Below are 26,927 nucleotides of genomic sequence, written 5' to 3'. Positions count from 1 at the left end.
GTGCATGACGCAAGTCACGGTGAAAGAACTGGCCCAAGAGGTCGAGGCACCGGTAGAGCGCCTGCTGCAGCAGATGCGTGAGGCAGGTCTGCCGCACACCGACGCCGGTCAGGTAGTGACCGATAATGAGAAGCAGACCCTGCTGACCCATTTGAAGAGCAGCCACAAGAGCAAGGCGGAAGAGCCGCGCAAGATTACCTTGCAGCGCAAGACCACCAGCACGCTGCGTGTCGCCGGTAGCAAGAGCATCAGCGTAGAAGTACGCAAGAAGAAAGTATTCGTGCAGCGCAGCCCGGAAGAGATCCAGGCTGAGCAGAAGCGCGAGCAGGAAGAGCGCCGCGCGGCCGAAAACGCCGCACGCGAGAAGGTCGAAGCCGAAGTGCGCCAGCGCAACGAGGAGCAGGCACGCCGTCAGGCCGCCGAAGCCCCGGCCGCTGCCCCAGTCGCCAAGGCCGAGCCTGTCGCTGTTGCTGCCCCGGTAGTGGCCAATGCGCCGGTGTCCGAAGACGCCGCTGCTCGTGCTGCCGAGCGCAAGAAAGACGAGACCCGTCGCAACGAAAGCCGTAGCCGTGACGACGACCGTCGTGGTGGTGGCGCGGCTGCTGCCGGCCGTGGCGAAGCGCCGCGCATGTCGGTCAAGGTCAAGGTCAAGGAGAAGGAAAAGGCTCCGACTCCACGTGCCGCGCCACGTACCACCGAAGAAGAAAGCGATGGTTTCCGTCGTGGCCGCGGTGGCAAGAGCAAAGGCAAGAAGCGCAACCAGCATGGCTTCCAGAGCCCGTCCGGTCCGGTCATTCGTGACGTGACCATCGGTGAGACCATCACCGTTTCGGACCTGGCCCAGCGCATGTCGGTCAAGGGCGCCGAAGTCGTCAAGTTCATGTTCAAGATGGGTACTCCGGTCACCATCAACCAGGTGCTCGACCAGGAAACCGCTCAGCTGGTAGCAGAAGAGCTGGGTCACAAGGTCACCCTGGTCAGCGATACCGCCCTGGAAGACTCCCTGGCCGAATCGCTGAAGTTCGAAGGTGAAGTCGAATCGCGTGCGCCGGTCGTTACCGTCATGGGTCACGTTGACCACGGTAAGACCTCGCTGCTCGACTACATCCGTCGTGCCAAGGTTGCTGCTGGCGAAGCCGGTGGTATCACCCAGCACATCGGTGCCTACCACGTCGAAACCGACCGTGGCATGGTCACCTTCCTCGACACCCCAGGCCACGCTGCGTTCACCCAGATGCGTGCCCGTGGTGCCAAGGCCACCGACATCGTCATCCTGGTGGTGGCGGCGGACGACGGCGTGATGCCGCAGACCCGCGAAGCCGTTCAGCATGCCAAGGCTGCTGGCGTGCCGCTGGTGGTTGCGGTGAACAAGATCGACAAGCCGGGTGCCGACCTCGATCGCATCCGCAACGAGCTGGCCGTCGAAGGCGTCACCTCCGAGGATTGGGGTGGTGACACGCCGTTCGTCAAGGTGTCGGCGAAGATGGGTACCGGTGTCGACGAGCTGCTCGAAGCCGTTCTGCTGCAGGCCGAGATTCTCGAACTGACCGCCACCCCGACTGCTCCAGGTCGCGGTGTCGTGGTTGAATCGCGTCTGGACAAAGGCCGTGGCCCGGTTGCCACCATCCTGGTTCAGGACGGCACCCTGCGTCAGGGCGACATGGTCCTGGTCGGCTCCAACTATGGCCGCGTGCGCGCCATGCTCGACGAGAACGGCAAGCCTGTGAAGGAAGCCGGCCCGTCGATCCCGGTCGAGATCCTCGGCCTGGATGGCACCCCGGACGCCGGTGACGAAATGTCCGTGGTGGCCGACGAGAAGAAAGCCCGTGAAGTTGCCCTGTTCCGTCAAGGCAAGTTCCGTGAGGTCAAGCTGGCCCGTGCTCACGCCGGCAAGCTGGAAAACATCTTCGAGACCATGGGTCAGGAAGAGAAGAAGACCCTCAACATCGTCCTCAAGACCGATGTGCGTGGCTCTCTGGAAGCGCTGCAGGGCTCGCTCGGCGGCCTGGGCAACGACGAAGTTCAGGTACGTGTGATCGGTGGCGGCGTCGGTGGTATCACCGAGAGCGACGCCAACCTGGCACTGGCCTCGAACGCGGTGCTGTTCGGCTTCAACGTGCGTGCCGATGCCGGTGCGCGCCGGATCGTCGAGCAGGAAGGTCTGGATATGCGTTACTACAACGTGATCTACGACATCATCGAAGACGTCAAGAAAGCCCTGACCGGCATGCTCGGCAGCGATGTTCGCGAGAACATCCTGGGCGTCGCCGAAGTGCGTGACGTGTTCCGTTCGCCGAAATTCGGCGCCATCGCTGGCTGTATGGTCATCGAGGGTACCGTGTTCCGCAACCGTCCGATCCGCGTACTGCGCGACGACGTTGTGATCTTCGAAGGCGAGCTGGAATCGCTGCGTCGCTTCAAGGACGATGCTTCCGAAGTGCGTAACGGCATGGAGTGCGGTATTGGCGTCAAGAGCTACAACGACGTCAAGGTCGGCGACAAGATCGAAGTCTTCGAGAAAGTCCAGGTGGCTCGTACCCTTTAAGGGCGAGCCCGCTGCCAACCCCCGTCGTACGGCGGTTGGCAGCGCCTCTGCAGGTAGCGCCCGGTCAGGCCTCAGTCTGAACCGGGCGTTTGCCGCTTTAGATACAGGTAGCAAAAATGGCAAAAGAATACAGCCGTACCCAACGTATCGGCGATCAGATGCAGCGTGAGCTGGCCGAGCTGATCCGCCGCGAAGTCAAAGACCCACGCGTGGGCCTGGTGACCATCACCGCCGTCGACGTCAGCCGTGACGTGGGCCACGCCAAGGTCTTCATCACCGTCATGGGTGAAGAAACCCCGGACGCCGTGCAGCAGTCGCTCAAGGCCCTCAACAGTGCCGCCAGCTTCCTGCGCCTGCACCTGGGCCGCTCGATGCAGCTGCGCAGCGTGCCGCAACTGCACTTCCACTTCGATGAAAGCGTCAGCCGTGGCGTGCACCTGTCGGCACTGATCGAGCGGGCGGTCGCCGAAGACCGTCTGCACAAGGATGCCGACGAGCCGGGCGCCAAGGAGTAAGCGGTGGCCCAGGTCAAACGTATCCGCCGCAACGTCAGCGGCATCATCCTGCTCGACAAGCCGTTGGGGTTCACCTCCAACGCCGCGTTGCAGAAGGTCCGCTGGTTGCTCAATGCCGAGAAGGCCGGCCACACCGGCAGCCTCGACCCGCTGGCCAGCGGCGTGCTGCCGCTGTGCTTCGGTGAAGCGACCAAGTTCTCGCAATACCTGCTCGAGTCCGACAAGGGCTACGAAACGGTCATGCAGATGGGGCAGACTACCAACACCGGTGATGCCGAAGGCGAAGTCCTGCAGACCCGTGAGGTGACCGTCGGTCGCGCCGACATCGAGGCACTGCTGCCGCGTTTTCGCGGCCCGATCAGCCAGATACCGCCGATGTACTCGGCGCTCAAGCGTGACGGCCAGCCGCTTTACAAGCTGGCACGTGCAGGAGAGGTAGTGGAGCGCGAGGCGCGTTCTGTTACTATTGGCCGCTTGGAGTTGCTCGAGTGCGAAGGCACCCGTGCACGGCTGAGCGTAGGATGCAGCAAAGGCACCTATATCCGCACCCTGGTGGAGGATATCGGCGAGGCACTTGGCTGCGGCGCCTATGTCGCCGAGCTGCGCAGGACCCAGGCCGGGCCCTTCGCACTGGCACAGACCGTGACCCTCGAGGAGCTCGAACAGGCCCACGCCGAAGGTGGCAACGAAGCGCTCGATCGCTTCCTCATGCCGTCCGACAGCGGGCTGCAGGACTGGCCGCTGTTGAGCCTTTCCGAGCACAGTGCGTTCTACTGGCTGCATGGCCAGGCCGTACGTGCCCCGGATGCGCCGCAGTTCGGCATGGTCCGCGTACAGGATCACAACGGTCGCTTCATCGGTATCGGTGAAGTGAGCGAAGACGGGCGCGTGGCGCCACGTCGACTGATTCGGTCGGAATGACCGAAACCGCAGGCCCAGGCTTCGGCTGAAGCGTGCGGATACAAGGGTGGCTGTCAGTAGGCACGGTCACACCTTTTTTATTAATACAGGGATCAAGTCCCTGGCCTATTGGACCCCGCTTGCGGGATCCGTTTATCAGGAGAAGCCACATGGCCCTCAGCGTTGAAGAAAAAGCTCAAATCGTTGCCGACTACCAGCAAGCTGCTGGCGATACTGGTAGCCCGGAAGTTCAGGTTGCTCTGCTGACCGCGAACATCAACAAGCTGCAAGGCCACTTCAAGGCCAACGGCAAAGACCACCACTCGCGTCGTGGCCTGATCCGTATGGTCAACCAGCGTCGTAAGCTGCTGGACTACCTGAAGGGCAAAGACACCACTCGTTACAGCGCCCTGATCGGTCGCCTGGGCCTGCGTCGCTAATAGCGGCCTGGTCAGTGGTGTGCATGGCGCATTCATCGGCTACGCTGCCTGGCAGCGTTCCCGTTGGGCACGTCATGCGTATCTTCGAGGTTGGCAGCCTGGCAATGCCGAGCGGGATTTCCGCTCGGCGCCAGGCTCCCAGCCTCGTGTTGTATCTGGACGGTCAACGGGGCCGATTCCCTGTTCTGCCCAAGAATTCGCAAGAAACCAGTTCCCCCAGAGCCACTGAAAAAGGTAGGAAACCGTGAACCCGGTAATCAAGCAATTCCAGTTCGGTCAATCGACCGTTACCCTCGAAACGGGCCGCATTGCCCGTCAGGCCACCGGCGCTGTGCTGGTCACCGTCGACAACGATGTCACCGTGCTGGTGACCGTGGTCGGTGCCAAGCAGGCAGATCCGAGCAAGGGCTTCTTCCCGCTGTCCGTGCACTACCAGGAAAAGACCTACGCCGCTGGCAAGATCCCAGGTGGTTTCTTCAAGCGTGAAGGCCGCCCATCCGAAAAAGAAACCCTGACTTCGCGCCTGATCGACCGCCCGATCCGCCCGCTGTTCCCAGAAGGTTTCATGAACGAAGTGCAGGTTGTCTGCACCGTGGTTTCCACCAGCAAGAAGACCGATCCGGACATCGCTGCGATGATCGGTACCTCGGCTGCCCTGGCCATTTCGGGCATTCCGTTCGAAGGCCCGATCGGCGCCGCCCGCGTTGCCTTCCACGAAAGCACCGGCTACCTGCTGAACCCGACCTACGAGCAGCAGGCCGCTTCGAGCCTGGACATGGTCGTAGCCGGTACCGCCGATGCCGTACTGATGGTTGAATCGGAAGCCAAAGAGCTGACCGAAGACCAGATGCTGGGCGCCGTGCTGTTCGCCCACGACGAATTCCAGGCCGTGATCAAGGCTGTCAAAGAGCTGGCTGCCGAAGCCGCCAAGCCGACCTGGGACTGGAAACCGGCCGTTGCCAACACCGAGCTGTTCAACGCCATCCGCGCCGAGTTCGGCGAGGCGGTCTCCCAGGGCTACACCATCACCGTCAAGGCCGACCGTTACGCGCGCCTGGGCGAGCTGCGCGACCAGGCGGTTGCCAAGTTCTCCGGTGAAGAAGGCCAGCCATCGGCCGGTGAAGTCAAAGAGATCTTCGGCGAGATCGAATACCGCACCGTTCGCGAAAACATCGTCAACGGCAAGCCACGTATCGACGGCCGCGACACCAAGACCGTGCGCCCGCTGAACATCGAAGTCGGCGTTCTGCCGAAGACCCACGGTTCGGCCCTGTTCACCCGTGGCGAAACCCAGGCCCTGGTGGTTGCCACCCTCGGCACCGCTCGCGACGCCCAGCTGCTGGACACCCTCGAAGGCGAGAAGAAAGACCCCTTCATGCTGCACTACAACTTCCCACCGTTCTCGGTAGGTGAGTGTGGCCGCATGGGCGGTGCTGGCCGTCGCGAAATCGGTCACGGCCGTCTGGCCCGTCGTTCGGTCCAGGCCATGCTGCCGGCCGCCGACGTGTTCCCGTACACCATCCGCGTGGTATCGGAAATCACCGAGTCCAACGGCTCCAGCTCCATGGCTTCGGTCTGTGGCGCTTCCCTGGCCCTGATGGACGCTGGTGTGCCGATGAAGGCACCGGTGGCCGGTATCGCCATGGGCCTGGTCAAGGAAGGTGAGAAGTTCGCCATTCTGACCGACATCCTGGGTGACGAAGACCACCTGGGCGACATGGACTTCAAGGTCGCCGGTACCGCCAAAGGTGTTACCGCGCTGCAGATGGACATCAAGATCAACGGCATCACCGAAGAGATCATGGAAATCGCCCTGGGCCAGGCCCTGGAAGCGCGCCTGAACATCCTCGGCCAGATGAACCAGATCATTGGCCAGTCGCGTACCGAGCTGTCGGCCAACGCACCGACCATGATCGCGATGAAGATCGACACCGACAAGATCCGTGACGTCATCGGTAAAGGCGGCGCCACCATCCGCGGTATCTGTGAAGAAACCAAGGCTTCGATCGACATCGAAGACGACGGTTCGATCAAGATCTTCGGTGAAACCAAGGAAGCGGCCGAAGCGGCCAAGCAGCGCATCCTGGGCATCACCGCAGAAGCCGAGATCGGCAAGATCTACGTCGGCAAGGTCGAGCGTATCGTCGACTTCGGCGCCTTCGTCAACATCCTGCCGGGCAAGGACGGCCTGGTGCACATCTCCATGCTCAGCGATGCGCGTGTAGAGAAGGTCACCGACATCCTGAAGGAAGGCCAGGAAGTCGAAGTTCTGGTACTGGACGTGGACAACCGCGGCCGTATCAAGCTGTCGATCAAAGATGTTGCCGCTGCCAAGGCATCGGGCGTCTAAGCATTTCGATGCTGGAAAGAAGGACCCTTCGGGGTCCTTTTTTTATGGGCGTCGATCATGCCCGTAGAACATCTTGATGCAGGCACAGCCCCCTGCGGGCGAGCTTGCAACTTGCACTCAACAATCTCCGCATACTTGCAAATTGCACGATCCCTTGTGTCATGCGATTTTTATAAGTAATTGATTTATAAGGATTAATCAAAAGGCAAAAACCTGGCACAGCCCCTGCAACATCACTCCTACCTGACGCCAGGAATCACGGCGCAGACCTTTCGAAAAACAGGAGTGACCCTCATGAAGAAGTTCGCCATTGCTGCCGCTACTGCTACCGCGCTGACCCTGACCATGGCTAACGCGGCGTTTGCTGCCCAGTCCACCCAGGCCCCGATGACGCTTGCGGCCGGTGAGGTGACCAAAGCCAAGGAAGCTACCTCCGATACCTGGATCACCACCAAGGTGAAGGCTGACCTGATGACCGAGAAAGGCGTGCCGGGCAGCGACATCAAGGTCGAAACCAACAAGGGCGTTGTGTCGTTGTCGTCCGAAGTGGCGATTACCGATGCGCAGAAAGAGATGGCCGTCGCCATCGCCAAGAAAATCAAGGGTGTACAGGCCGTCTCGGCTGATGGCCTGAAGTCCGAATAAGGGATGTCCCGTCGGCCAAAGGGAATTGGCCACCATTCAAGCAAAAGCCCCGGCGCCTGCCGGGGCTTTTGCTTATGCATCAGACCCCGGGATTGCGGGCGATCACATCACTCTCGAAACACTCCTGCTCCAGGATCAACGGCTCCACCAATGGCCGGCTGTCGCGAAAGTGCGCGGTCTGGGTATGGGCCTCGTAGGCCGCGTCGTCGCGGTAGATCTCGTACAGGTAGATCACCTGCGGGTCTTCGCGGTCCACGGACACATCGAACACCAGGCAGCCCGGCTCGGTAGCGACCGAGGCAGCCGCATTGGCTTTGATGGCGCTGAGAAAGGCTTCGGCGGTACCGGGCTTCACGCGCGTCTTGATAAACAGGCTATACACAGGCGCTTCCTTTTGTTTTAAATTCGCACTCGAATTGTATACAAAAATGGAGTCCTGACCATGACCGATCTACCTGCCCGCCCGGGCCGACTCAACGGCCTGCGCCACATTGCCCTGCTGGTGCCCAATCTGGAGGAGTGCGAGCGCTTCTACGTCGATGTGCTGGGCATGGAAGTGCTCAACCGCGCCAACGAGGACCTGGTCTATCTCACCTGCGGTAACGACAACCTCTCGTTGGGGCGCGGCGCAGGTGCGGCCAATGGCCTGCAAACCCTGGATCACTATGGCTTCATCGTCGACAGCGTGGAGGAGCTGGAGGCCTGGTACCAGTACTTCAAGGCCCATGGCGTGACCTTGCTCGACCGACCGTTCAACCACGGCGATGGGGCGCGCAGCTTCCATTTGCTGGACCCGGCGGGGAACAAGGTGCAGCCGCTGTATCACCCGTCGGTGTCGGGGCAGCGGCTGGTTTGAGTGTTTGATTTACGGCAATCGCCAGTATGGCTGATCCTGCGCAGCGACTGACGTGTGCTGTTGCTGTCGGCCTCATCGCCGGCAAGCCGGCTCCCACAGGTACGGCGTTGACCTTGAAGATCACGCGATCCCTGTGGGAGCTGGCTTGCCAGCGATGAGGCCAGCACAGGCATCACCAGGCGCCGAGCTACTCGGCATCCAGATGCAGCTGCGTCACCACCCGGCCATCGCTCTCGGCCTGGCCGAGCGATGCGTCGATGAAGTACACCCGGTCATCTTCGAGCTGCCCTTTGTCCACCAGGTAGTCCTTGATGCTGCTGGCCCGCTCCTGGCCGAGTGTACGCAGCAGCGGGGCGCTCTCAGCCCAGGACTTGATCACCGCTTCGCGCAGCTTGGCGCTGCGCTCGTCACGCCCGAGCTTTTCCCACTCGGCGGGCGGTTGCTGCTTCAGTCGGGTGCGGTAGATACCTTCGAGCATGGGCGGTTTGTCGCTGTCATCCACCACCAGCAGTGACGGGTTGGCCGGCACCTTGTCGCCACGGCGTTGCAGTACCTTGTACCAGGTGGCCTGGTATTCGCGCTCCAGGCGCTGCTGGGCGATCAGCGGGCCATCGCTGCCCTGGGCGGCGGTGCCTTCGATCTCCAGGCGCAGCTCGGGGCGTGCCTTGAGTGCCGAGGCCAGTTTGTCCAGCGAGGCCTGGGCGTCGGTGCTGAGCTCGCTTGAACCTGCGGCGAACGAAACATTACCGAGATCTTCCGCACCACCGCCAGAGACCAGCCCGCCGATGAACTTGAACGGCGCCTGGGCGGCGCGCAGCACCAGGTTGCGCAGGGTCTGCCAGACGATCGGCATCACGCTGAACTGCGGGTTGTTGAGGTCGCCGGAGATCGGCAGTTCGATGGAGATCTTGCCCTCGGTATCCTTGAGCAGTGCCACTGCCAGGCGGATCGGCAGGTCCACCGCGTCCGGGCTGTCGACCTTCTCGCCCAACTGCAGTTGCTCGACCACCAGCTTGTTCTCGGCTTTGAGCTGGCCGTTGGTGATCAGGTAATGCAGGTCGAGGTTCAGGCGCCCCTTGCGGATACGGAAGCCGGCGAACTTGCCCGAGTAAGGGGTCAGGGTGGTCAGTTCGACGCGCTTGAAGCTGGTGGCGATGTCCAGGCTGGCCAGCGGGTTGAACGGGTTGAGCGCGCCCTTGATGGTCACCGGCGCATAACGGTCGACCTTGCCCTTGATGTCCACCTTGGCCGGTTGCGGCTTGCGGTTGTCGAGGGTGCCGATCTGGCCGTTGAGCTGTTGCACGGCGGTGGCGAAGTTGGGGGTCAGGGTCAGGTCGGCGAAGTTGGCCGAGCCATCGTTGATGCTGATCTGGCCGATGCGGATGCCCAGCGGCTTGCTGCTGCCGGCAGTGGCAGGCTTGCTCTGGGCGGCCGCAGGCGCCCCGGCGGGCTGCGGGATCAGCAGGTCATCGACGTTGGTGGTGCGGTCTTCGTTGATGATGAAACGTGCATAGGGTTGCAGCAGGGTCACCTTGTCGATCGACAGGGCATCGCCATGCACATAGGAAAGGCCATCGACATTGACCTGCTGCCATTTGACGAAGTCGCGGTTCTTGATGGTGTCCAGGGTGTGCAGCTGGTTGACCTGGGCCTTGCCGCCGATGTCGAATGCCAGCGGCTCGGTGCTCTTCAGGTTCACCTTGAGGTCGCTGGACAGCATGCCGCTGCGCAGTTCCAGGCGAATGAACGGGTTGATGTAGGCCTGGGCCACACGCAGGTCGATGTCGCGAGTGGCCACATCGAGTTTGGCGGTGATCGGCGCCAGGTTCACTTCGCCTGCGGCCTGCAGCTTGCCCTGCTTGCCCACGCCGGTATCGAGCTTGAGGGTGAAGGGCGACTGGTTGAGGCTGTCGAAGTTCTGCAGGTCGAGGTTGAGCGGACCGACGTCCAGCGCCACAGGCTCCTTCTGGCTGCGGTCGGCCAGATGGATCATGTAGTTGCGTGCCTGTACGTCCTTGAGCAGCACCTGCCAGGGTTTGCTCGGCTCTTTGGCAGCTTTTTCCTTGTCAGTGGGTTCGGCGGCGGCAGGCTCGGCCTTTTCCTTGGGGGTGGCCTTGGCCGGCTGGCTGGCGAACAGCTTTTGCCAGTCGAGCTGGCCATCCTTCTCCAGTGCCGCCCAGGTTTCGAGTTTTTCGCTGCGGATCTTGCCGACGGTCACCAACTGCTTGGCCAGGTCGATGGACGTTTCGCTGACCTCCAGGCTGGCCAGGCGCGCCAGCGGTCGGCCATCGGGGGCCTTGATGGCGAACGGCGCAATGCGCACGGAGGTCTGGTCCAGCAACAGCTCGGTCTCTTTGGCCAGGCTGAGCTTGTAATGGGTGTCGAGGCTGATGACGCCATCTTCCAGCACCAGCGGCACGGCGTCGCGTACGTAGGGCCAGAAGGCTTTCATCTTGCCGTCGGTGACTTTCAGCGTGCCTTCGGAGGCGATCGGCGCGAGGCTCAGGGTGCCGCTCCAATCGATGCGCCCGCCGTTGGGGCCGTTGGCCACCAGGGTCATGTCGGCGTTGTCGTCAGGCAGGGTGCTGAGGTTCTTGAGCTCCAGGTTCATCGAGTCGTAGATGAACTCGATCGGCTCGCTGGGGCGCTGGTCCTCGAAGTGCAGGTAGCCTTCGCTGAGCTTGATGCTGCCGATGCGTAGCGGGAATGGCTCGCTGGGCGGCTCTTCGGCTTTCGGCTCGCTGGGTGGCAGCTTGAACAGCTGGGTCAGGTTGAGGCTGCCATCCTTGGCGAACAGCAGCTCGGTGCGCGACTTGTCCAGCTCGACGGTTTCCAGGTGCACGGCCTTGGTCCACAGGCTGTCGAGTGCCAGGTTGGCGTACAGCCGCTCGAAACCGATCTGCTCCTTGCCGGGCTCGCCGATCTGCAGGCCCCACAGCGTCAGCTCGAGGCTGAACGGGTTGAGTTCGATGCGCTGCAGGTGCGCCGGCACGGTGGCGTGCTGCGCCAGCTGCTGGTTGGCAATGCGCAGTGCGATGCCGGGGAGAATCAGGAAGCCAAGCAGGCTGTACAGGGCCACCAGGGCCAGCAAGGCGCCGAAGGCGCGAGTCAATCCTTTGTGCATGTGTCGCTTCGTCTGTAGCAGGCTGGAGTGCTTGGAGTATGGCACGTCCAACAGGTTCCGCCGGTGTCGGAAAACACCTCATTCAATCCCCATGCGCCGCCTTGCGCGGTGCGCCGAACCGTCGCGCATGGCCCAGCGCAGCACCGGGGCGGTATTGGCCAGGCCCAGGCGGATCAGGCGCCTGGCCAGCAGGCTTTGCTGCAGGCCAAGCATCTGCTGGGCCCAGCCTGGCAGCAGGTCCGCTCCGGCCTTGAGCATCAGTTTGCCCACCGGCTCGGCCAGGCGGCTGGGCGCCGGGGCCTTGAACAGGATGTCGATAACTTCCAGGCTGCGGGCATCGCAGAGCAGCTGTGGGCGCATGTGTTGCAGGTAGTCCTCGATCTGGCGGCAGGAGCGTGGCACATCGCGGGCGCCCAGGCGCTCGGCGATCAGCGCGATCTCGTTGTAGTAGGCATCCTGATCGGCGCGGGGCAGGCCGGGGTTGCGGTAGCGCAGGTGGGCGGCGAGAAAGCTGCTCACTTCGGCCACGTGCACCCAGGTCAGCAGGTCGGGGTCGCTGGCGGCATAAGGGCGTCCGTCCGCGGCGGTGCCGACCACCTTGAGATGGATGGTGCGTACCTTGTCGATGAGCCACTCGGCGTCGCGGGTCGAGCCGAACGTGGTGCCGGAGATGAACTGGCTGGTACGGCGCAGGCGGCCGAGCAGGTCTTCGCGAAAGTTCGAATGGTCCCACACACCAGCCAGTGCCAATGGGTGTAGCAGCTGCAACATCAAGGCACTGATGCCGCCCACCAGCATGCTCGGGAAGTCGCCGTGCACCTGCCAGCTGATGCTTTGTGGGCCGAACAGCCCAGGGTCGCCCTTGGGCGTTTCCAGGTCGAGCTGGCCGAGGGCCAGCCCGGTAAGGCTCATGACCTGGGTTTCGATGCGGCGGCGTAGGGCTTCCATGGCGACCTTGCGGGCAGGGCAGCCCTGCCCGGGCCGCGGGTTACTGGTTGAGGCGCTTGTCGATCAGGCCCTGGACCACGCTCGGGTCGGCGAGGGTGGAGGTATCTCCCAGGTTGTCCAGTTCGTTGCAGGCGATCTTGCGCAGTATACGCCGCATGATCTTGCCTGAGCGGGTCTTGGGCAGGGCCGGGGCCCACTGGATCAGCTCTGGCTTGGCGAAACTGCCGATCTCCTTGCTGACCAGCGCCAGCAGCTCGGCCTTGAGTGCATCGTTCGGGGTGACACCATTCATGGGGGTGACGAAGGCATACACGCCCTGGCCTTTGAGGTCGTGCGGGTAACCCACCACTGCGGCCTCGGCGACACTGTCGTGCAGCACCAGCGCGCTCTCCACCTCGGCGGTGCCGATGCGATGGCCCGAGACATTGATCACATCGTCGATGCGCCCGGTGATCCAGTAGTCGCCGTCGGCGTCGCGGCGGGCACCGTCGCCGGTGAAGTAGTAGCCGGGCAGGGGTTTGAAGTAGGTGTCGACCATGCGCTGATGATCGCCATAGACGCTGCGGATCTGTCCCGGCCAACTGGCCTTGATCGCCAGCAGCCCGGCGCCGGGGCCTTCGATGAGCTTGCCCTTTTCGTCCAGCAATACCGGCTGCACGCCGAACATGGGCTGGGTGGCGCAGCCGGGCTTGAGGCGCAGGGTGCCGGGGAGCGGGGTGAGCATGATGCCGCCGGTCTCGGTCTGCCACCAGGTGTCGACGATGGGGCAGCGCTTCTGCCCGACCGCCTCGAAATACCACTCCCAGGCTTCGGGGTTGATCGGCTCGCCGACGCTGCCGAGCAGGCGCAGGCTCGCGCGTGAGGTGCCTTGCAAGGGGCCCGGGCCTTCGCGCATCAAGGCGCGCAGGGCGGTGGGCGCGGTATAGAAGATATTCACCCGGTGCTTGTCCACCACCTGCCAGAAGCGCGAGGTGTCGGGGTAGTTGGGCACGCCCTCGAACATCAGCGAGATCGCTCCGTTGGCCAGCGGGCCGTAGACGATGTAGCTGTGGCCGGTGACCCAACCGACATCGGCGGTGCACCAGAACACCTCGCCGTCGCGGTAGTCGAACACCACCTTGAAGGTCAGCGTGGCCTGCAGCAGGTAGCCGGCGGTGGTGTGCAGCACGCCCTTGGGTTTGCCGGTGCTGCCGGATGTGTAGAGGATGAACAGCGGGTCTTCGGCGGCCATGGGTTCGGGCGGGCAGTCATCGCCGGCCTTTTCGGTGGCCTCGTGGTACCAGAGGTCGCGGCCATCGCTCCAGGCCACATCGCCGCCGGTGCGTCGCACCACCAGCACGCTGCTGACATTGGGGCAACTGGCCAGGGCTTTGTCGACGTTCTGTTTGAGCGGTATGCGCTTGCCGCCACGCACCCCTTCGTCGGCAGTGATCACGGTGCGGCAGTCGGCGTCGAGGATGCGGTCACGCAGGGCGTCGGGCGAGAACCCGCCGAACACCACCGAGTGGATGGCGCCGATGCGTGTGCAGGCGAGCATGGCGTAGGCGGCTTCGGGGATCATCGGCATGTACAGGCAGACCCGGTCGCCTTTCTTCACCCCGCGCGCTTTGAGCGCATTGGCCAGGCGGCAGACCTGGCGGTGCAGTTCGCGGTAGCTGATGGCCTTGCTGTCGTTCGGGTCGTCGCCTTCCCACAGCAACGCCGTCTGCTCGCCGCGCAGGGCCAGGTGGCGGTCGATGCAGTTATAGGAAACGTTGAGCTGGCCGCCGTCGAACCAGCGCGCCGTGCCGGTTTTCAGGTCGCATTGCTGCACGCTGGCCCAGGGCTTGATCCAGGCCAGGCGTTTGGCCTGTTCGGCCCAGAACGTGTCGGGGTCGTCCACCGACTGGCGGTAAAGGCGGCGGTACTCGTCGTCGGTCAATTCGGCGGCCTGGCAGACGGCCAGGGCCTGGGGGTAATTGCGGATATCGAACATGGCGGGTGGTCCTGCTCTTGTAGGGGAGTGGGACTGCGGCGGCTATTCGATGGACAGTGTAGAAGGTGGGGGTGTTCCATGAGCTGAAAAGCATCGCGGGGCAAGCCCGCTCCCACGATGATCTTCCATTTGTCGTGGGAGCGGGCTTGCCCCGCGATTTGGGTGTTACCGGTGAATCAACCGCGGTGACGGCCGCGGAAGTAGTTGATCAGGCCCTGGGTAGAGCCGTCCTCGGCGCTGTCTTCCAGGCTGCCGACCAGGCGCTGGTACACGCCCTTGCCCAGCTCCTTGCCCAGCTCCACGCCCCACTGGTCGAAGGCGTTGATACCCCAGATCACGCTCTGCACGAAAACCTTGTGCTCGTACATGGCCACCAGCGCGCCCAACCGGCGCGGGCTGATGCGCTCGACCACCAGGGTGTTGCTCGGGCGGTTGCCCGGGATCACCTTGTGCGGGGCGAGCTTGGCGATGTCGGCTTCGTTGAGGCCCTTGGCGCGCAGTTCGGCTTCGGCTTCCTCGCGGGTCTTGCCGAGCATCAGCGCCTGGCTCTGCGACAGGCAGTTGGCATACAGCCACTGGTGATGGTCGGCCACCGGGTTGAAGCTCACCACCGGCACGATGAAGTCGGCCGGGATCATCTGGGTGCCCTGGTGCAGCAACTGATGGTAGGCGTGCTGGCCATTGCAGCCCACGCCGCCCCAGATCACCGGGCCGGTATCGGTTTTCACCGGGGTGCCGTCGGTCAGCACGCTCTTGCCGTTGGACTCCATGTCCAGTTGCTGCAGGTGCTTGGTGATGTTGCGCAGGTAGTGGTCGTACGGCAGGATCGCGTGGCTCTTGGCGCCCCAGAAGTTGCCGTACCACACGCCCAGCAGGGCCAGCAGTACCGGCATGTTCTTGTCGAACGGCGCGGTCTGGAAGTGCTGGTCCATGGTGTAGGCGCCGGACAGCAGCTCCTTGAAGTTGGCGGTGCCGATGGCCAGGGCGATCGGCAGGCCGATGGCCGACCACAGCGAGTAACGCCCGCCGACCCAGTCCCACATCGGGAAGATGTTTTCTTCGCGGATGCCGAAGGCCACGGCGGCGGCCTTGTTGCTCGACACGGCGATGAAGTGGCGGTACAGCTCGGCTTCCGAACCACCCTGGGCCAGGTACCAGGTACGGGCGGCCATGGCGTTCTTCAGGGTTTCGAGGGTGTTGAACGATTTCGACGAGACGATGAACAGGGTGGTCTCGGCGCGCAGGTTGGCCGACAGTTCATGGAATTCGCTGCCGTCGATGTTGGCCAGGTAGTGGCAACGCACACCGCGCTGGGCATAGGGTAGCAGCGCCTCGGAGACCAGTTCCGGGCCGAGGAACGAGCCGCCGATGCCGATGTTGACCACGTCGGTGATTGGCTTTTCGCTGTAGCCGCGCCACAGGCCGTCGTGGATGCGGCCGACCAGCTCGGTGATCTGGTTGAGCACCTTGTGCACTTCCGGCATCACGTTGGCGCCGTTGACGCTGAGCTTGTCGCCGACCGGGCGGCGCAGTGCAGTGTGCAGCACCGGGCGGCCTTCCGAGCCGTTGATGATTTCGCCGCTGAACATCGACTTGATGGCGTCGCCCAGCTCCACTTCGTTGGCCAGGTTGACCAGCAGTTCGCGGGCTTTTTCGTCGATGAGGTTCTTCGAGTAGTCGAGGAACAGCCCGCAGCAGCTCAGGGAAAACTGTTCGAAGCGCTTGCCGTCGGCGGCGAAGGCTTCGCGCATGCTGAAGCCCTGCATGGCGTCGCGGTGTTGCTGGAGCGCCTGCCAGGCGGGCAGCGCCGTCACATCGTGGGGAGTACGGTAATACGCCATTGCGGATGGTTTCCTTGGTGCATGGTCAGGCTATGACACTGGCGATCTTTGCCAGTTGCAAGCTGCTCATTATAGGCATTGGTCGCGAAGCGGGAATGGGGGGCGGGGCATGAAATATTGCAGGTACAGGTTTGTGCGTGGGAGCGGGCTTGCCCCGCGATACCGGCGTAGCCGGTGCCATCCATCGCGGGGCAAGCCCGCTCCCACGCATTCAGGTAAACCAGCTAGCCCGTGCAAACAGCGCAGTCAGAACGCTGAAGTCATGAGACGCCCTGAGCCGACTGACGGTCGGCCTTGTGCGCGTTAATTGCCTACGCTGGATACTCCCAACCTGCAAAGCAAGGAGTTCAGCCATGGCGTTCCAATACAAGCGACTGGACAAGAACAACGCTGCCGTCCTGCTGGTCGATCATCAGGCCGGGTTGCTGTCGCTGGTACGCGACATCGACCCCGATCGGTTCAAGAACAACGTGCTGGCGCTCGCCGACCTGGCCAAGTACTTCAAGCTGCCGACCATTCTCACCACCAGCTTCGAGACTGGCCCCAACGGCCCGCTGGTGCCAGAGCTCAAGGCGCAATTCCCCGATGCGCCGTACATCGCTCGCCCCGGCAACATCAATGCCTGGGACAACGAAGACTTCGTCAAGGCGGTGAAGGCCACCGGCAAGAAGCAACTGCTGATCGCCGGGGTGGTGACCGAGGTCTGCGTGGCCTTCCCGGCGCTCTCGGCGCTGGAGGAGGGCTTCGAGGTGTTCGTGGTCACCGATGCCTCCGGCACCTTCAACGAGTTGACCCGCGACTCGGCCTGGCGGCGCATGGAGGCTGCCGGCGCGCAGCTGATGACCTGGTTCGGCGTGGCCTGCGAACTGCACCGTGACTGGCGCAACGACATCGAAGGGCTGGGGACGTTGTTCTCCAACCATATCCCCGACTACCGCAACCTGATGACCAGCTACGACAAGCTGGCCAAGTAAGCTTTCGACTGGCGCAGTGAGCGATCACTGCGCCATTTCCAACGCCCCGGCCCGTGGCATGGCCGACCAGATCGCCAGCCCTGCCGCCAGTGTCGTCAACAGTGCGCCGGCCCAGGGGGTAGCGGCCAGCGTCGAGCCGCTTATCACCACGCCACCGATGGCCGAACCCAGCCCGACCCCCAGGTGCATGGCCGACATGTTCAGGCTCATGCCCGCCGGGAAGGTATCTTCCCCACGCTTGGCCAGGTAGCTCTGCACCACTGGCGAAGTGGTCCAGCTCAGCCCGCCCCAGAGCATCATCACCGGCAGGAACAGCCAGGGTGTGCCCGCGCTCAGCGGTAGCAGCAGCAGGCTGGCGAGGTATAGCAAGGGCGCCAGCAGGATGGCCTTGGCCACACCCAGGCGATCGGCCATCCAGCCGCCGATGTAACCGCCTGTCACACCGGCGATGCCGAATGCCGCGAACACCGCCGCCAGCCATTGGGCCGGCACTTGGGCGACCTGCTGGGCGTAGGGCGCCAGGTAGGCGAACACGGTGAAGTGCCCGGCGATCATCAACAGCGACACGCCCTGCGCGGCCGTCAGGCGGCTGTCGCGCACGTGGCGTATGTAGCTGGTCAGGGCGATGCGTTCGTCGCTCTGCAGCGTCGGCAGCCCGCGCCAGGCCATCAGCAGCACTGCCGCCGCCAGGCCGCTCAGGCCAACGAACACGCCGCGCCAGCCCAGGGCGTCGGACAACAGCATGCCGGCCGGCACGCCCAGTATCAGCGAGCTGCAGATGCCCATGAAGATCACCCCGATGGCGCGCCCGCGCAGGGCTTCAGGTGCCATGCGCGTGGCCATCAAGGTGCAGGTCAGGCAGGTCAATGCGCTGGTCGCGGCCATGCCGATGCGGGTGATCAGCAGCACGGTGTAGCCGGGCGCCCATGCCGCCAGCAGGTTGCACAGGGCGAACAGCGCCAGGGTGGCGCACAGCAGGCCACGCAGCGGCAAGCGTGTGGTAAGCAGGGGAGAGAAGGGCGCGGCGAGGGCGAAGCTCAGGGAGAAGACGGTGGTCAGTTGCCCGGCCACGCCGAGCGGAACGTCCAGGCCATCGGCCAGTGCCGGCAGGATGCCGACGGTGATGTTTTCGGCCATGCCGGTGACGAAAGTCGCCAGGGCCAGCAGCCAGATACGCGGGTCCATGTGTTGCCTCCGATAAACAGGCCGGCCAAGGTCCGGACCCATTAGTCCCGACGGTTGACCAGCGGTGGTCAGGTCCATCGGGTTTCGAGGCAGTGCTTCGGTTATCCCGGTTCAAGCAGGGAAGGAGTGTAGACGGTTGTGCTGCGGGGGTGAAGTGAGCGCACGACGACAATGCCTATCGCCGGCAAGCCGGCTCCCACCTCGACCACGCCGACCTCAAGGCTTGCGCATACCCTGTGGGAGCTGGCTTGCCAGCGATGGGGACAGTGCGGGTAGCCAGGCGGGCGGCTCTGCTATTTGAGCTCGGTCTCGATGAACACCACTTCATGGTCGCTGGCATTGATCACGTTGTGCTCGACGCCGGCCTTGCGGAAGTAGCTCTGGCCCGCCACCAGTGGCGCGCGTTTCTCGCCCTCGGGCGTTTCCAGCAGCAGGGTGCCGTCGGTCATCGGCACCACGACATAGTCATGGCCATGCAGGTGGCGGCCGGTCTCGGCGCCGGGGGCGAAGCGCCATTCGGTGACGATGACCTCGTCGGTATTCACCTGCACGGTGGGGACGGCCTGGGGGCGTTGAATTGTTTGTGTCATGGGAGCATGCCTGTTCACGGAAAGGCGACTAGCCTGGGCCGCTGCAGAGCAACTTTAAATGCAACAGTGCTGGCAGTCAGTTGCGCTGACACTCAACTTTCCCCTGCATAAAAGCATCGCGGGGCAAGCCCGCTCCCACGTGTCCAGTTCAGACTGCGTGGGAGCGGGCTTGCCCCGCGATAGGGAGATGCCGAGCTGTGCTTAGACGTTGAAGCGGAAGTGCATCACATCGCCGTCCTTGACGATGTAATCCTTGCCTTCCAGGCGCCACTTGCCGGCTTCCTTGGCACCGCCTTCACCCTTGAACTGGATGAAGTCGTCGTAGGCCACCACTTCGGCGCGGATGAAGCCTTTTTCGAAGTCGGTGTGGATCACGCCCGCGGCCTGTGGCGCGGTGGCGCCGACGCGTACGGTCCAGGCACGTACTTCCTGCACGCCGGCAGTGAAGTAGGTCTGCAGGTTGAGCAGCTCGTAACCGGCGCGGATCACGCGGTTCAGGCCAGGCTCTTCCAGGCCCAGGGCCTCGAGGAACATGTCCTTCTCTTCGCCATCATCCAGCTCGGCGATTTCGGCTTCGATCTTGTTGCACACCGGCACCACGACCGCGCCTTCTTCCTCGGCGATGGCCTTGACCACGTCCAGGTGCGGGTTGTTGTCGAAGCCGTCTTCGGCCACGTTGGCGATGTACATCACCGGCTTGCTGGTCAGCAGGTGGAAGCCACGGATGACGGCTTTCTCGTCGTCAGCCATGTTCTTCATCAGGCTGCGTGCCGGCTTGCCTTCGGTGAAGTGCGGGATCAGCTTCTCCAGGATCGCCTTCTGCGCCAGGGCGTCCTTGTCGCCGCCCTTGGCATTGCGGGCGACTTTCTGCAGTTGCTTCTCGCAGCTGTCGAGGTCGGCGAAGATCAGTTCGAGGTCGATGATCTCGATGTCGCGCTTGGGGTCGACGCTGTTGGAAACGTGGATCACGTTCTCGTCTTCGAAGCAGCGCACCACGTGGGCGATGGCGTCGGTCTCGCGGATGTTGGCGAGGAACTTGTTGCCCAGGCCTTCACCTTTCGAGGCACCGGCCACCAGGCCTGCGATGTCGACGAATTCCATGGTGGTCGGCAGGATGCGGTTCGGTTTGACGATCTCGGCCAGCGCATTCAGGCGCGCGTCGGGCATCGGCACGATGCCGCTGTTCGGCTCGATGGTGCAGAAGGGGAAGTTCTCAGCCGCAATACCGGACTTGGTCAGGGCGTTGAACAGGGTGGACTTGCCGACGTTGGGCAGGCCGACGATGCCGCAATTGAAACCCATGGGTATTCCCCTTACTAGAGTTGTCAGGCCTTCTGGCTGTGCAGCTCGCGCATCGCCTTGGCGAAGTCGCCAGCGAGCACGTCCGGCAGCACGCCGAGGGCATAATCGATGCTGGCGTCGAGCTTCTCCTGTTCGGCGCGCGGTGCGCGGCCCAGGACGAAGTTGGAGACCAGCTTGGCGTCGCCCGGGTGGCCAATGCCAAGCCGCAGGCGGTGGAAATCGTTCTGGTTGCCGAGCTGCGCGATGATGTCGCGCAGGCCGTTGTGCCCACCGTGGCCGCCACCGCGCTTGAGCTTGGCGACGCCGGGAGGCAGGTCGAGTTCGTCGTGTGCCACCAGAATGGCCTCCGGCTTGATCCGGAAGAAATTGGCCAAGGCCGCCACGGACTGGCCGCTACGGTTCATGTAGGTGGTGGGGATCAGCAAACGAACGTCGTTGCCCTGATGGCTGAATTTAGCCGTCAGGCCGAAATATTTGCGGTCAGCGGTCAAGGAGACGCGCTGGGCGCTGGCTACGCGTTCAACGAAAAGAGCCCCTGCGTTATGCCGGGTCTGTTCGTATTCGGGGCCGGGGTTACCCAGGCCAACGATCAACTGGATGGCGGTCACGTCAGGGGCTCTTTCCTTGGAGTTGGTAGGTTACAGCGCTGGGCACTGTAACCCCTTCAACACCGGCTTGCCGAGTAGATTACTCAGCAGCGCCTTCAGCGGCTACGCGCGGGGCGTGGACGTTGGCAACAGCTTTGTCATCACCGTGGGCCAGAGCAACGAACTCTACGCCTTTCGGAGCTTTCAGGTCCGACAGGTGGATGATCGCGCCGACTTCGGCGTTGCTCAGGTCAACTTCGATGAACTCAGGCAGGTCTTTGGCTTCGCAGGAAACTTCGATCTCGGAAACAACGTGCGAGATTTCGCCGCCTTTCTTGATCGGGGCTTCTTCGCCGACGAAGTGAACTGGAACCTTGGCGGTCAGCTTCTGGCCAGCAACGACGCGAACGAAGTCGGCGTGCATGATGTAGCCTTTGGCTGGGTGACGCTGCATGGCCTTGACCACGACGTTCTGCTTGGCGCCGTCGATGTTCAGCTCGATAACGTGGCTGAAGGCAGCTTCGTTTTCGAACAGCTTGGCGATTTCCTTGGCCACGATGGTCAGGGATTGGGCTTCTTTATCGCCACCGTAAACAACGGCAGGGATGTTCAGCGTGTGACGCAGGCGGCGGCTCGCACCTTTCCCCAGGTCAGTACGCGCTTGGGCGTTCAGGATGAAGTCAGTCATTTTGTTTCTCCAAAATAGCCTCCCGAAAGGCGTTTGCGACCAGCGCCAGACGGGGATGGCAAAAAAGCCCCGCCCCAACACAGGTTGGGGCGGGGCGCTTCACATCAACACGTGTCCCGCTTAGCGGAACATCGCGCTGATCGATTCTTCATTGCTGATGCGGCGTACCGCTTCAGCCACAACCGGTGCGATATCCAACTGGCGGATACGGTCACAGGCTTGAGCAGCGGCGGACAGCGGGATGGTGTTGGTCACCACCAGTTCGTCCAGTACCGACTTCTCGATGTTCTCGATCGCGCGGCCCGACAGGACAGGGTGCGTGCAGTAGGCGTAAACCTTGGCAGCGCCGTGTTCTTTCAGGGCTTTGGCCGCGTGGCACAGGGTGCCGGCGGTGTCGACCATGTCGTCTACCAGGATGCAAGTGCGTCCTTCGACGTCGCCGATGATGTGCATAACCTCGGAGTGGTTAGCCTTCTCGCGGCGTTTGTCGATGATCCCGAGATCAACACCCAGGGACTTGGCGACGGCACGGGCACGTACCACACCACCGATGTCCGGGGAGACGATCATCAGGTTCTCGAAACGCTGGTCTTCGATGTCGTCGACCAGTACGGGCGAGCCGTAGATGTTGTCGACGGGGATATCGAAGAAACCCTGGATCTGGTCAGCGTGCAGGTCGACGGTGAGTACACGGTCGATACCTACGACAGTGAGCATGTCAGCGACGACTTTGGCGCTGATGGCTACACGTGCCGAACGCGGACGGCGGTCCTGGCGGGCGTATCCGAAGTAAGGAATCACGGCGGTGATTCGGGATGCTGAGGAGCGGCGGAAGGCATCGGCCATCACTACCAGTTCCATCAGGTTATCGTTGGTCGGGGCACAGGTCGGCTGAATAATGAAGACGTCTTTACCGCGGACATTTTCATTGATCTCAGTGCTGATCTCGCCGTCGGAGAACTTACCGACAGAGACGTCACCGAGAGGGATATGCAGCTGACGTACGACACGCCGAGCCAGATCGGGGTTAGCGTTCCCCGTAAAGACCATCATCTTGGACACGCGCAGTACCTGAAGGCTGAGGGTATACCTGGATGAGTATAGGAAAATGGCAGGGGCGGCTGGATTCGAACCAACGCATGGCAGGATCAAAACCTGCTGCCTTACCGCTTGGCGACGCCCCTGTATCTGTTGCTGCGAGCTCTTATGAACTCGACTTCTTGAGCAGACTTTGCAGCTTGCGATGCAACATCGAAACATTGCTTCCTTTCGCCACAAACCCTGTTTGGGTCGCTGAAAGAAGGGCCAGAACTTTATCAGCTTCGGCTTTGCTTGGGAAGGCCCCAAACACACAACTTCCAGTGCCGGTCATTCGAGCTTCCGTAAATTTACCCAGTGAAATCAGCGCGTTGCGAACTTCAGGATAACGTTGCTCTACTACCGGTTGGCAGTCATTTCGACTGTTTCCCTCGGGAACGGGGCGCATCTTAAGGGGGAGGGAATCACGTGTCAACTCTGGATGCGAAAAAATTTCCGCTGTGCTGACAGACACTTGCGGCACCAGTACGACGTACCAGGGTTCGCTGGGGTCGACCGGGGTCAGCTGTTCGCCGACGCCCTGGGCGAACGCGGCATGGCCACGGACGAACACCGGTACGTCGGCACCCAGGCTCAGGCCCAGAGTGGCCAGGCGATCTTCATTCCAGTCCAGCTGCCACAGGTGGGCCAGCGCCAGCAGGGTGGTCGCGGCGTCCGAGCTGCCGCCGCCAATGCCGCCGCCCATGGGCAATACCTTGTGCAGCCAGATGTCGGCGCCCAGCGAAGTGCCGGATTGCTGTTGCAACTGGCGCGCCGCGCGCACGATCAGGTTGCTGTCGTGGGGCACGCCCTCGATTTCGGTCTGCAGGCGGATCTGGCCGTCGTCGCGCAGCGCGAAACTCAACTCGTCGGCGTGATCGAGGAACTGGAACACGGTTTCCAGCTCGTGGTAGCCGTCTGCGCGGCGGCCGGTGATGTGCAGCCACAGGTTGAGCTTGGCGGGGGCGGGGAGGGTGAGCTTTTGCATCAGATGTCAGTGCCCCAGCTGGCGCGGTTGCCAGTCCTTGACCACCAGGGTCACGTCGATGTTCTCGCCATGCAGCTTCAGGCGCTCGGGCAGCCAGTAACCGTTCTGTTCGGTGTAGCTCAGGTACTGCACCTGCCAGCCGTCCTGCTCGAGGCTGGCCAGGCGGCTGTCGCCGTCGAGGGTCAGCTGGCTCTTGCTGTCCGGGGCGGGCAGGCCGCGCACCCACCACACCAGGTGCGAGACCGGCAGGCGCCAGCCCAGCTGTTCTTCCAGCAGGGCTTCGGGGTTTTCGGCCTGGTAACGGCCCTGGTTGGCCACTTCCAGCACCACGCCACCGGGGCGCCCGGTCAGGCGCGCGGCGCCGCGGCCGAGCGGGCCGGCCAGGCGGATGTCGTAGTAGTCCTGGCGCTGCAGCCAGAACAGCGTGCCGCTGCCGGAATCACGCGGGGCGCGGATGCCGACCTTGCCGTTGATCTGCCAACCGTCGAGGCTGGCCAGCTGCTGCTTGTGCTCACGCCACTGTTGCGGGCTGCCCTGGCCTTGTACGGCTTCTTTGCTGCCGAAACCGGCGCAGCCGGCGAGCAGGGCGATGAGCGAGAAGGTGATGCAATGACGCAGAAACATGTTTACAGGCTCTCGGATCCGGTCAGGCGCAGGAGGGTCTTGCGCAGGATGGGGCTGTCGGGCTGTGCTTCGAAGCCCTTGGCCCAGAACTGTTTGGCCTCGCGGCGCTTGCCGTTGGCCCACAGCACTTCGCCCAGGTGGGCGGCCACTTCATGGTCGGGGAAACGCTCGTAGGCCTGGCGCAGCAGGCGCTCGGCTTCGTCGAGCTTGCCCAGGCGGTAGTTGACCCAGCCCAGGCTGTCGAGCACCGCCGGGTCGTCCGGGGTGAGCTGGTGGGCCTTGTCGATCAGCGCCTTGGCTTCGCCGTAGCGGGTGGTGCGATCCGCCAGGGTGTAGCCCAGCGCGTTGAGCGCCATGGCGTTCTCCGGCTCGCGGGCGATGATGGCGCGCAGGTCTTTTTCCATCTGCGCCAGGTCGTCGCGTTTTTCGGCGAGCATGGCGCGGGTGTAGAGCAGGTTGAGGTCGTCGGGGTAGCGCTTGATCGCCTGCTGCAGCACCTGGTCGGCCTGGGCCTCCTTGCCGTTGTTGCCCAGGCTCTCGGCCTCGATCAGGTACAGCTGGATGGCGTAGTCGGGCTGTGCTTCACGGGCTTCGGCGAGCAGGCGCGAGGCTTCGGCGCTGCGGCCGTTGGCAATCAGGATGTCGGCCTGGCGCAGTTGCGCCGGCAGGTAGTCGTTGCCGGCACCCACCAGGGCGTACTCGCGCAGGGCGGCGGCGGGCATGCCGCGCTCTTCGCGCAGGCGGCCGAGGTTGAAGTGGGCGGCGTCGACATTGGCATCGCGCTCGACCATTTCCTGCAGATAGCCTTCGGCCTCGTCCCAGTGCTTGGTTTCCAGGCAGACCAAGGCCAGCGAATAGCGGATCTCGTCGTCTTCAGGGTATTGCTGCAGCAGGCTTTCGAACTCGGCCTTGGCGTCGTCGATGCGGTCCTGCTCGACCAGGGTGCGCGCGTAGGTAAGGCGCAGGCGCTTGTCTTCCGGGTTGTCGCGGATCGCCCCGCGCAGCAGCGGCAGTGCCTCCGGGCCGCGGTCCAGCGCCTGCAGCAGGCGGGCACGCAGCAGCACCGGGGCGATCTCGCCGTTCTGCGGCGGGTGGCTTTCGAGCAGCTCAAGGGCCTGTTCGGGCTTGTTGTCCTGGTTCAGCAGCAAGGCCTTGCCGAACACCAGCTGGCTGTTGTCGGGGTACTTCACCAGCAGGCGGTCGAAGCTCTGCATCAGGCCGTCGCGGGTGCTCTGGTCGGTCTCGGCGGCCGACAGGGCGAGGAAATCGAAGTGGGTGTCGCCCTGGCCTTGCAGCACCTTTTCCATATAGGTCATGGAATCGTCGTAGCGCCCGGCACGGGCCAGCTGGATGGCGGCGGCACGCTGGGCGTCGAGGTTCTGCGGGTCGTTGCGGGCCCAGATCAGCGCGGTGTCCAGGGCCGGTTCGTCGGCGCCGAGGTACTCGGCGATGCGATAGGCGCGTTCGGAAACGCCAGGGTCCTGGGTTTTCTCGGCCTGGTCGACGTAGTTCTTCAGGGCGATGTCGAAGCGGTTGCGCTGGCCGGCCAGCTCCGCCACCAGCAGGCTGTAGACGGTTTCCTGCTTGAACGATCCGTACACCACGGGCTTTTCCGCGCTCTTGCCGGCATCGGCGGCGGGGGTCTGGCCGCCCGACGTATTCGGGGCCAGGCTTTGGCAGCCTTGGAGCAGGGCGAGGGCAAGCAGCAATGCGTAGGATTTGTTCATAGAGGGCTTTGGTGGCTAACCGGCGGTCGGAGCATGATGACACAAGCGCAGTGGCAAACCCACCTGCGAAGCGTTCGGATAGCTGCGACCTTCGCGGGGTGCTACAGGTTCCGTATCGACGTGGCGCAGGGCCTGTTGCCGGCCTCTGCGGTATTTATCCGGCCCCGCTATTTATAGGCTTCTTGCTGCCTCTCGCTTCGGTATCGTTTTCCCTCGGCGACTCGGCAGATCTGACCTCAGGTTCAACTGCGCAAGAAGTTGCGCACTTCGAAAGTCAAAAAAGGCCATGTGAAGCGCTGCAGCCCTTGTGGCACGGGCTCTTCAGCCAAGTGCGCAACTTTTTGCCAGCACTGCGCAAGAAGTTGCGCAACTTTTGAATGGCGATCGCTGAAAAGCCAATCCAAATGAATGCATTGGCAATATAAGTAATTGATTTGTAAGCATAAATTTTATCTGGCACAGCTTTTGTAGGGATGCATGTCCCCCGTTCGGCAACTTTCTGCCACCGGGCGACTTTCTCAACGCATGGAGAGCAACACGCATGGCAACTCCCGCCTACATGTCCGTCACTGGCGAAAAACAAGGCCTGATCACCGCTGGCGCGTTCACCGCCGACTCGGTGGGCAACACCTACCAGGAAGGCCACGAAGACCAGGTCATGGTCCAGGGCTTCGAACACGAAGTGATCATCCCGCGTGACCCGCAGTCCGGCCAGCCGACCGGCCAGCGCGTGCACAAGCCAGTGAAAATCACCAAGGTCTTCGACAAAGCTTCGCCGCTGCTGCTGGCCGCCCTGACCTCGGGCGAGCGCATGACCAAGATCGAGATCAAGTGGTACCGCACCTCGGCCCAGGGCACCCAGGAGCACTACTACACCACCGTCCTGGAAGACAAAGCTTCGCCGCTGCTGCTGGCCGCCCTGACCTCGGGCGAGCGCATGACCAAGATCGAGATCAAGTGGTACCGCACCTCGGCCCAGGGCACCCAGGAGCACTACTACACCACCGTCCTGGAAGACGCGATCATCGTCGACATCAAGGACTACA

General features: G+C 63.1%; 23 protein-coding genes and 1 tRNA gene. 9 read left to right on the top strand and 15 right to left on the bottom strand.

The window, feature by feature from the left end; translation table 11 throughout:
- Positions 1-4 precede the first annotated feature (4 nt).
- The 6 genes from infB (at position 5) to RTH46_RS20170 (ending at position 7,395) form a co-directional block, all read left to right on the top strand.
- Positions 5-2,545, top strand: coding sequence for a translation initiation factor IF-2 (gene infB / locus RTH46_RS20195; RefSeq protein WP_153784943.1), 2,541 nt, complete (start codon positions 5-7; stop codon positions 2,543-2,545).
- Between the two features lie 116 nt (positions 2,546-2,661).
- Entirely contained in the window at positions 2,662-3,060 is a 399-nt protein-coding gene (rbfA, locus tag RTH46_RS20190; RefSeq protein WP_110995210.1) for a 30S ribosome-binding factor RbfA, read from the top strand.
- A gap of 3 nt (positions 3,061-3,063) precedes the next feature.
- Entirely contained in the window at positions 3,064-3,981 is a 918-nt protein-coding gene (gene truB, locus RTH46_RS20185) for a tRNA pseudouridine(55) synthase TruB (RefSeq protein ID WP_110995211.1), read from the top strand.
- A gap of 149 nt (positions 3,982-4,130) precedes the next feature.
- Entirely contained in the window at positions 4,131-4,400 is a 270-nt protein-coding gene (gene rpsO / locus RTH46_RS20180) for a 30S ribosomal protein S15 (protein WP_009404303.1), read from the top strand.
- 244 nt (positions 4,401-4,644) lie between these two features.
- Positions 4,645-6,750 carry a polyribonucleotide nucleotidyltransferase gene (pnp, locus tag RTH46_RS20175; RefSeq protein ID WP_110995212.1) on the top strand — a complete coding sequence of 702 codons (2,106 nt, stop codon included), beginning with the start codon at positions 4,645-4,647 and terminating at the stop codon, positions 6,748-6,750.
- A 294-nt stretch (positions 6,751-7,044) separates the two neighbouring features.
- The gene (locus tag RTH46_RS20170) at positions 7,045-7,395 is read left to right on the top strand and encodes a BON domain-containing protein (protein ID WP_153784942.1); all 351 of its coding nucleotides are present in this window, start codon (positions 7,045-7,047) and stop codon (positions 7,393-7,395) included.
- 79 nt (positions 7,396-7,474) lie between these two features.
- On the opposite strand, the gene RTH46_RS20165 is transcribed toward RTH46_RS20170, so the two are convergent.
- Positions 7,475-7,777, bottom strand: coding sequence for a putative quinol monooxygenase (locus RTH46_RS20165; RefSeq protein WP_153784941.1), 303 nt, complete (start codon positions 7,775-7,777; stop codon positions 7,475-7,477).
- A gap of 60 nt (positions 7,778-7,837) precedes the next feature.
- On the opposite strand from RTH46_RS20165, the gene RTH46_RS20160 reads away from it, so the two are divergent.
- A complete protein-coding gene (locus RTH46_RS20160) occupies positions 7,838-8,251 on the top strand; it encodes a VOC family protein (protein ID WP_125462545.1) in 414 nt (137 codons plus the stop codon).
- Positions 8,252-8,438: 187 nt separating this feature from the next.
- Here the strand turns inward: RTH46_RS20160 and RTH46_RS20155 are convergent, their stop codons facing one another.
- The 4 genes from RTH46_RS20155 to pgi form a co-directional block, all read right to left on the bottom strand.
- Positions 8,439-11,375 (bottom strand): DUF748 domain-containing protein, encoded by a 2,937-nt coding sequence (locus RTH46_RS20155; RefSeq protein ID WP_316906421.1) that lies wholly within the window; start codon positions 11,373-11,375, stop codon positions 8,439-8,441.
- A 78-nt stretch (positions 11,376-11,453) separates the two neighbouring features.
- Positions 11,454-12,323, bottom strand: coding sequence for an oxygenase MpaB family protein (locus tag RTH46_RS20150; protein WP_153784939.1), 870 nt, complete (start codon positions 12,321-12,323; stop codon positions 11,454-11,456).
- Positions 12,324-12,363: 40 nt separating this feature from the next.
- Positions 12,364-14,298: an acetate--CoA ligase gene (gene acs / locus RTH46_RS20145; RefSeq protein ID WP_316906420.1), complete on the bottom strand. Its 1,935-nt coding sequence runs from the start codon at positions 14,296-14,298 to the stop codon at positions 12,364-12,366.
- 176 nt (positions 14,299-14,474) lie between these two features.
- Positions 14,475-16,139, bottom strand: coding sequence for a glucose-6-phosphate isomerase (pgi, locus tag RTH46_RS20140; RefSeq protein ID WP_279847551.1), 1,665 nt, complete (start codon positions 16,137-16,139; stop codon positions 14,475-14,477).
- A gap of 353 nt (positions 16,140-16,492) precedes the next feature.
- On the opposite strand from pgi, the gene ycaC reads away from it, so the two are divergent.
- Positions 16,493-17,113, top strand: coding sequence for an isochorismate family cysteine hydrolase YcaC (gene ycaC, locus RTH46_RS20135; protein ID WP_125860386.1), 621 nt, complete (start codon positions 16,493-16,495; stop codon positions 17,111-17,113).
- A gap of 24 nt (positions 17,114-17,137) precedes the next feature.
- Here the strand turns inward: ycaC and RTH46_RS20130 are convergent, their stop codons facing one another.
- The 10 genes from RTH46_RS20130 to RTH46_RS20085 form a co-directional block, all read right to left on the bottom strand.
- Positions 17,138-18,298 carry an MFS transporter gene (locus RTH46_RS20130; protein WP_316906419.1) on the bottom strand — a complete coding sequence of 387 codons (1,161 nt, stop codon included), beginning with the start codon at positions 18,296-18,298 and terminating at the stop codon, positions 17,138-17,140.
- A 293-nt stretch (positions 18,299-18,591) separates the two neighbouring features.
- Entirely contained in the window at positions 18,592-18,888 is a 297-nt protein-coding gene (locus tag RTH46_RS20125) for a cupin domain-containing protein (protein ID WP_153788461.1), read from the bottom strand.
- A gap of 201 nt (positions 18,889-19,089) precedes the next feature.
- On the bottom strand, positions 19,090-20,190 hold the full coding sequence (ychF, locus tag RTH46_RS20120; protein ID WP_153788462.1) for a redox-regulated ATPase YchF: 1,101 nt from the start codon (positions 20,188-20,190) through the stop codon (positions 19,090-19,092).
- Between the two features lie 23 nt (positions 20,191-20,213).
- Entirely contained in the window at positions 20,214-20,798 is a 585-nt protein-coding gene (gene pth / locus RTH46_RS20115; RefSeq protein ID WP_110995623.1) for an aminoacyl-tRNA hydrolase, read from the bottom strand.
- A gap of 79 nt (positions 20,799-20,877) precedes the next feature.
- Positions 20,878-21,465 (bottom strand): 50S ribosomal protein L25/general stress protein Ctc, encoded by a 588-nt coding sequence (locus RTH46_RS20110; RefSeq protein WP_316906418.1) that lies wholly within the window; start codon positions 21,463-21,465, stop codon positions 20,878-20,880.
- A 120-nt stretch (positions 21,466-21,585) separates the two neighbouring features.
- Complete coding sequence (locus tag RTH46_RS20105) at positions 21,586-22,527, bottom strand: ribose-phosphate pyrophosphokinase (RefSeq protein WP_099773531.1); 942 nt, start codon at positions 22,525-22,527, stop codon at positions 21,586-21,588.
- A gap of 47 nt (positions 22,528-22,574) precedes the next feature.
- Positions 22,575-22,649 (bottom strand) — tRNA-Gln (locus RTH46_RS20100).
- 20 nt (positions 22,650-22,669) lie between these two features.
- Entirely contained in the window at positions 22,670-23,530 is an 861-nt protein-coding gene (gene ispE, locus RTH46_RS20095; protein WP_410478587.1) for a 4-(cytidine 5'-diphospho)-2-C-methyl-D-erythritol kinase, read from the bottom strand.
- Between the two features lie 6 nt (positions 23,531-23,536).
- Complete coding sequence (gene lolB, locus RTH46_RS20090) at positions 23,537-24,154, bottom strand: lipoprotein insertase outer membrane protein LolB (RefSeq protein WP_279848205.1); 618 nt, start codon at positions 24,152-24,154, stop codon at positions 23,537-23,539.
- A 2-nt stretch (positions 24,155-24,156) separates the two neighbouring features.
- Complete coding sequence (locus RTH46_RS20085; protein ID WP_110995619.1) at positions 24,157-25,881, bottom strand: tetratricopeptide repeat protein; 1,725 nt, start codon at positions 25,879-25,881, stop codon at positions 24,157-24,159.
- A gap of 541 nt (positions 25,882-26,422) precedes the next feature.
- Between RTH46_RS20085 and RTH46_RS20080 the strand changes: the two genes are divergently transcribed.
- Positions 26,423-26,927 (top strand): Hcp family type VI secretion system effector (locus RTH46_RS20080; protein WP_316906417.1); only part of this gene is annotated, 505 nt, incomplete at its 3' end.

It is taken from the genome of Pseudomonas sp. zfem004 (genome assembly GCF_032621715.1).
Classification (GTDB): Bacteria; Pseudomonadota; Gammaproteobacteria; order Pseudomonadales; family Pseudomonadaceae; genus Aquipseudomonas; species Aquipseudomonas sichuanensis.
This window is presented reverse-complemented; position numbering and strand designations above follow the sequence as displayed.

Bases quoted from the DNA above. Each gene is read 5' to 3' on its own strand.
- infB (WP_153784943.1), top strand. From the start codon at position 5: ATGACGCAAGTCACGGTGAAAGAACTGGCCCAAGAGGTCGAGGCACCG.
- rbfA (WP_110995210.1), top strand. From the start codon at position 2,662: ATGGCAAAAGAATACAGCCGTACCCAACGTATCGGCGATCAGATGCAG.
- rpsO (WP_009404303.1), top strand. From the start codon at position 4,131: ATGGCCCTCAGCGTTGAAGAAAAAGCTCAAATCGTTGCCGACTACCAG.
- RTH46_RS20170 (WP_153784942.1), top strand. From the start codon at position 7,045: ATGAAGAAGTTCGCCATTGCTGCCGCTACTGCTACCGCGCTGACCCTG.
- RTH46_RS20160 (WP_125462545.1), top strand. From the start codon at position 7,838: ATGACCGATCTACCTGCCCGCCCGGGCCGACTCAACGGCCTGCGCCAC.
- RTH46_RS20155 (WP_316906421.1), bottom strand. From the start codon at position 11,375: ATGCACAAAGGATTGACTCGCGCCTTCGGCGCCTTGCTGGCCCTGGTG.
- RTH46_RS20150 (WP_153784939.1), bottom strand. From the start codon at position 12,323: ATGGAAGCCCTACGCCGCCGCATCGAAACCCAGGTCATGAGCCTTACC.
- acs (WP_316906420.1), bottom strand. From the start codon at position 14,298: ATGTTCGATATCCGCAATTACCCCCAGGCCCTGGCCGTCTGCCAGGCC.
- pgi (WP_279847551.1), bottom strand. From the start codon at position 16,139: ATGGCGTATTACCGTACTCCCCACGATGTGACGGCGCTGCCCGCCTGG.
- ycaC (WP_125860386.1), top strand. From the start codon at position 16,493: ATGGCGTTCCAATACAAGCGACTGGACAAGAACAACGCTGCCGTCCTG.
- RTH46_RS20130 (WP_316906419.1), bottom strand. From the start codon at position 18,298: ATGGACCCGCGTATCTGGCTGCTGGCCCTGGCGACTTTCGTCACCGGC.
- RTH46_RS20125 (WP_153788461.1), bottom strand. From the start codon at position 18,888: ATGACACAAACAATTCAACGCCCCCAGGCCGTCCCCACCGTGCAGGTG.
- ychF (WP_153788462.1), bottom strand. From the start codon at position 20,190: ATGGGTTTCAATTGCGGCATCGTCGGCCTGCCCAACGTCGGCAAGTCC.
- RTH46_RS20110 (WP_316906418.1), bottom strand. From the start codon at position 21,465: ATGACTGACTTCATCCTGAACGCCCAAGCGCGTACTGACCTGGGGAAA.
- ispE (WP_410478587.1), bottom strand. From the start codon at position 23,530: ATGCAAAAGCTCACCCTCCCCGCCCCCGCCAAGCTCAACCTGTGGCTG.
- lolB (WP_279848205.1), bottom strand. From the start codon at position 24,154: ATGTTTCTGCGTCATTGCATCACCTTCTCGCTCATCGCCCTGCTCGCC.
- RTH46_RS20085 (WP_110995619.1), bottom strand. From the start codon at position 25,881: ATGAACAAATCCTACGCATTGCTGCTTGCCCTCGCCCTGCTCCAAGGC.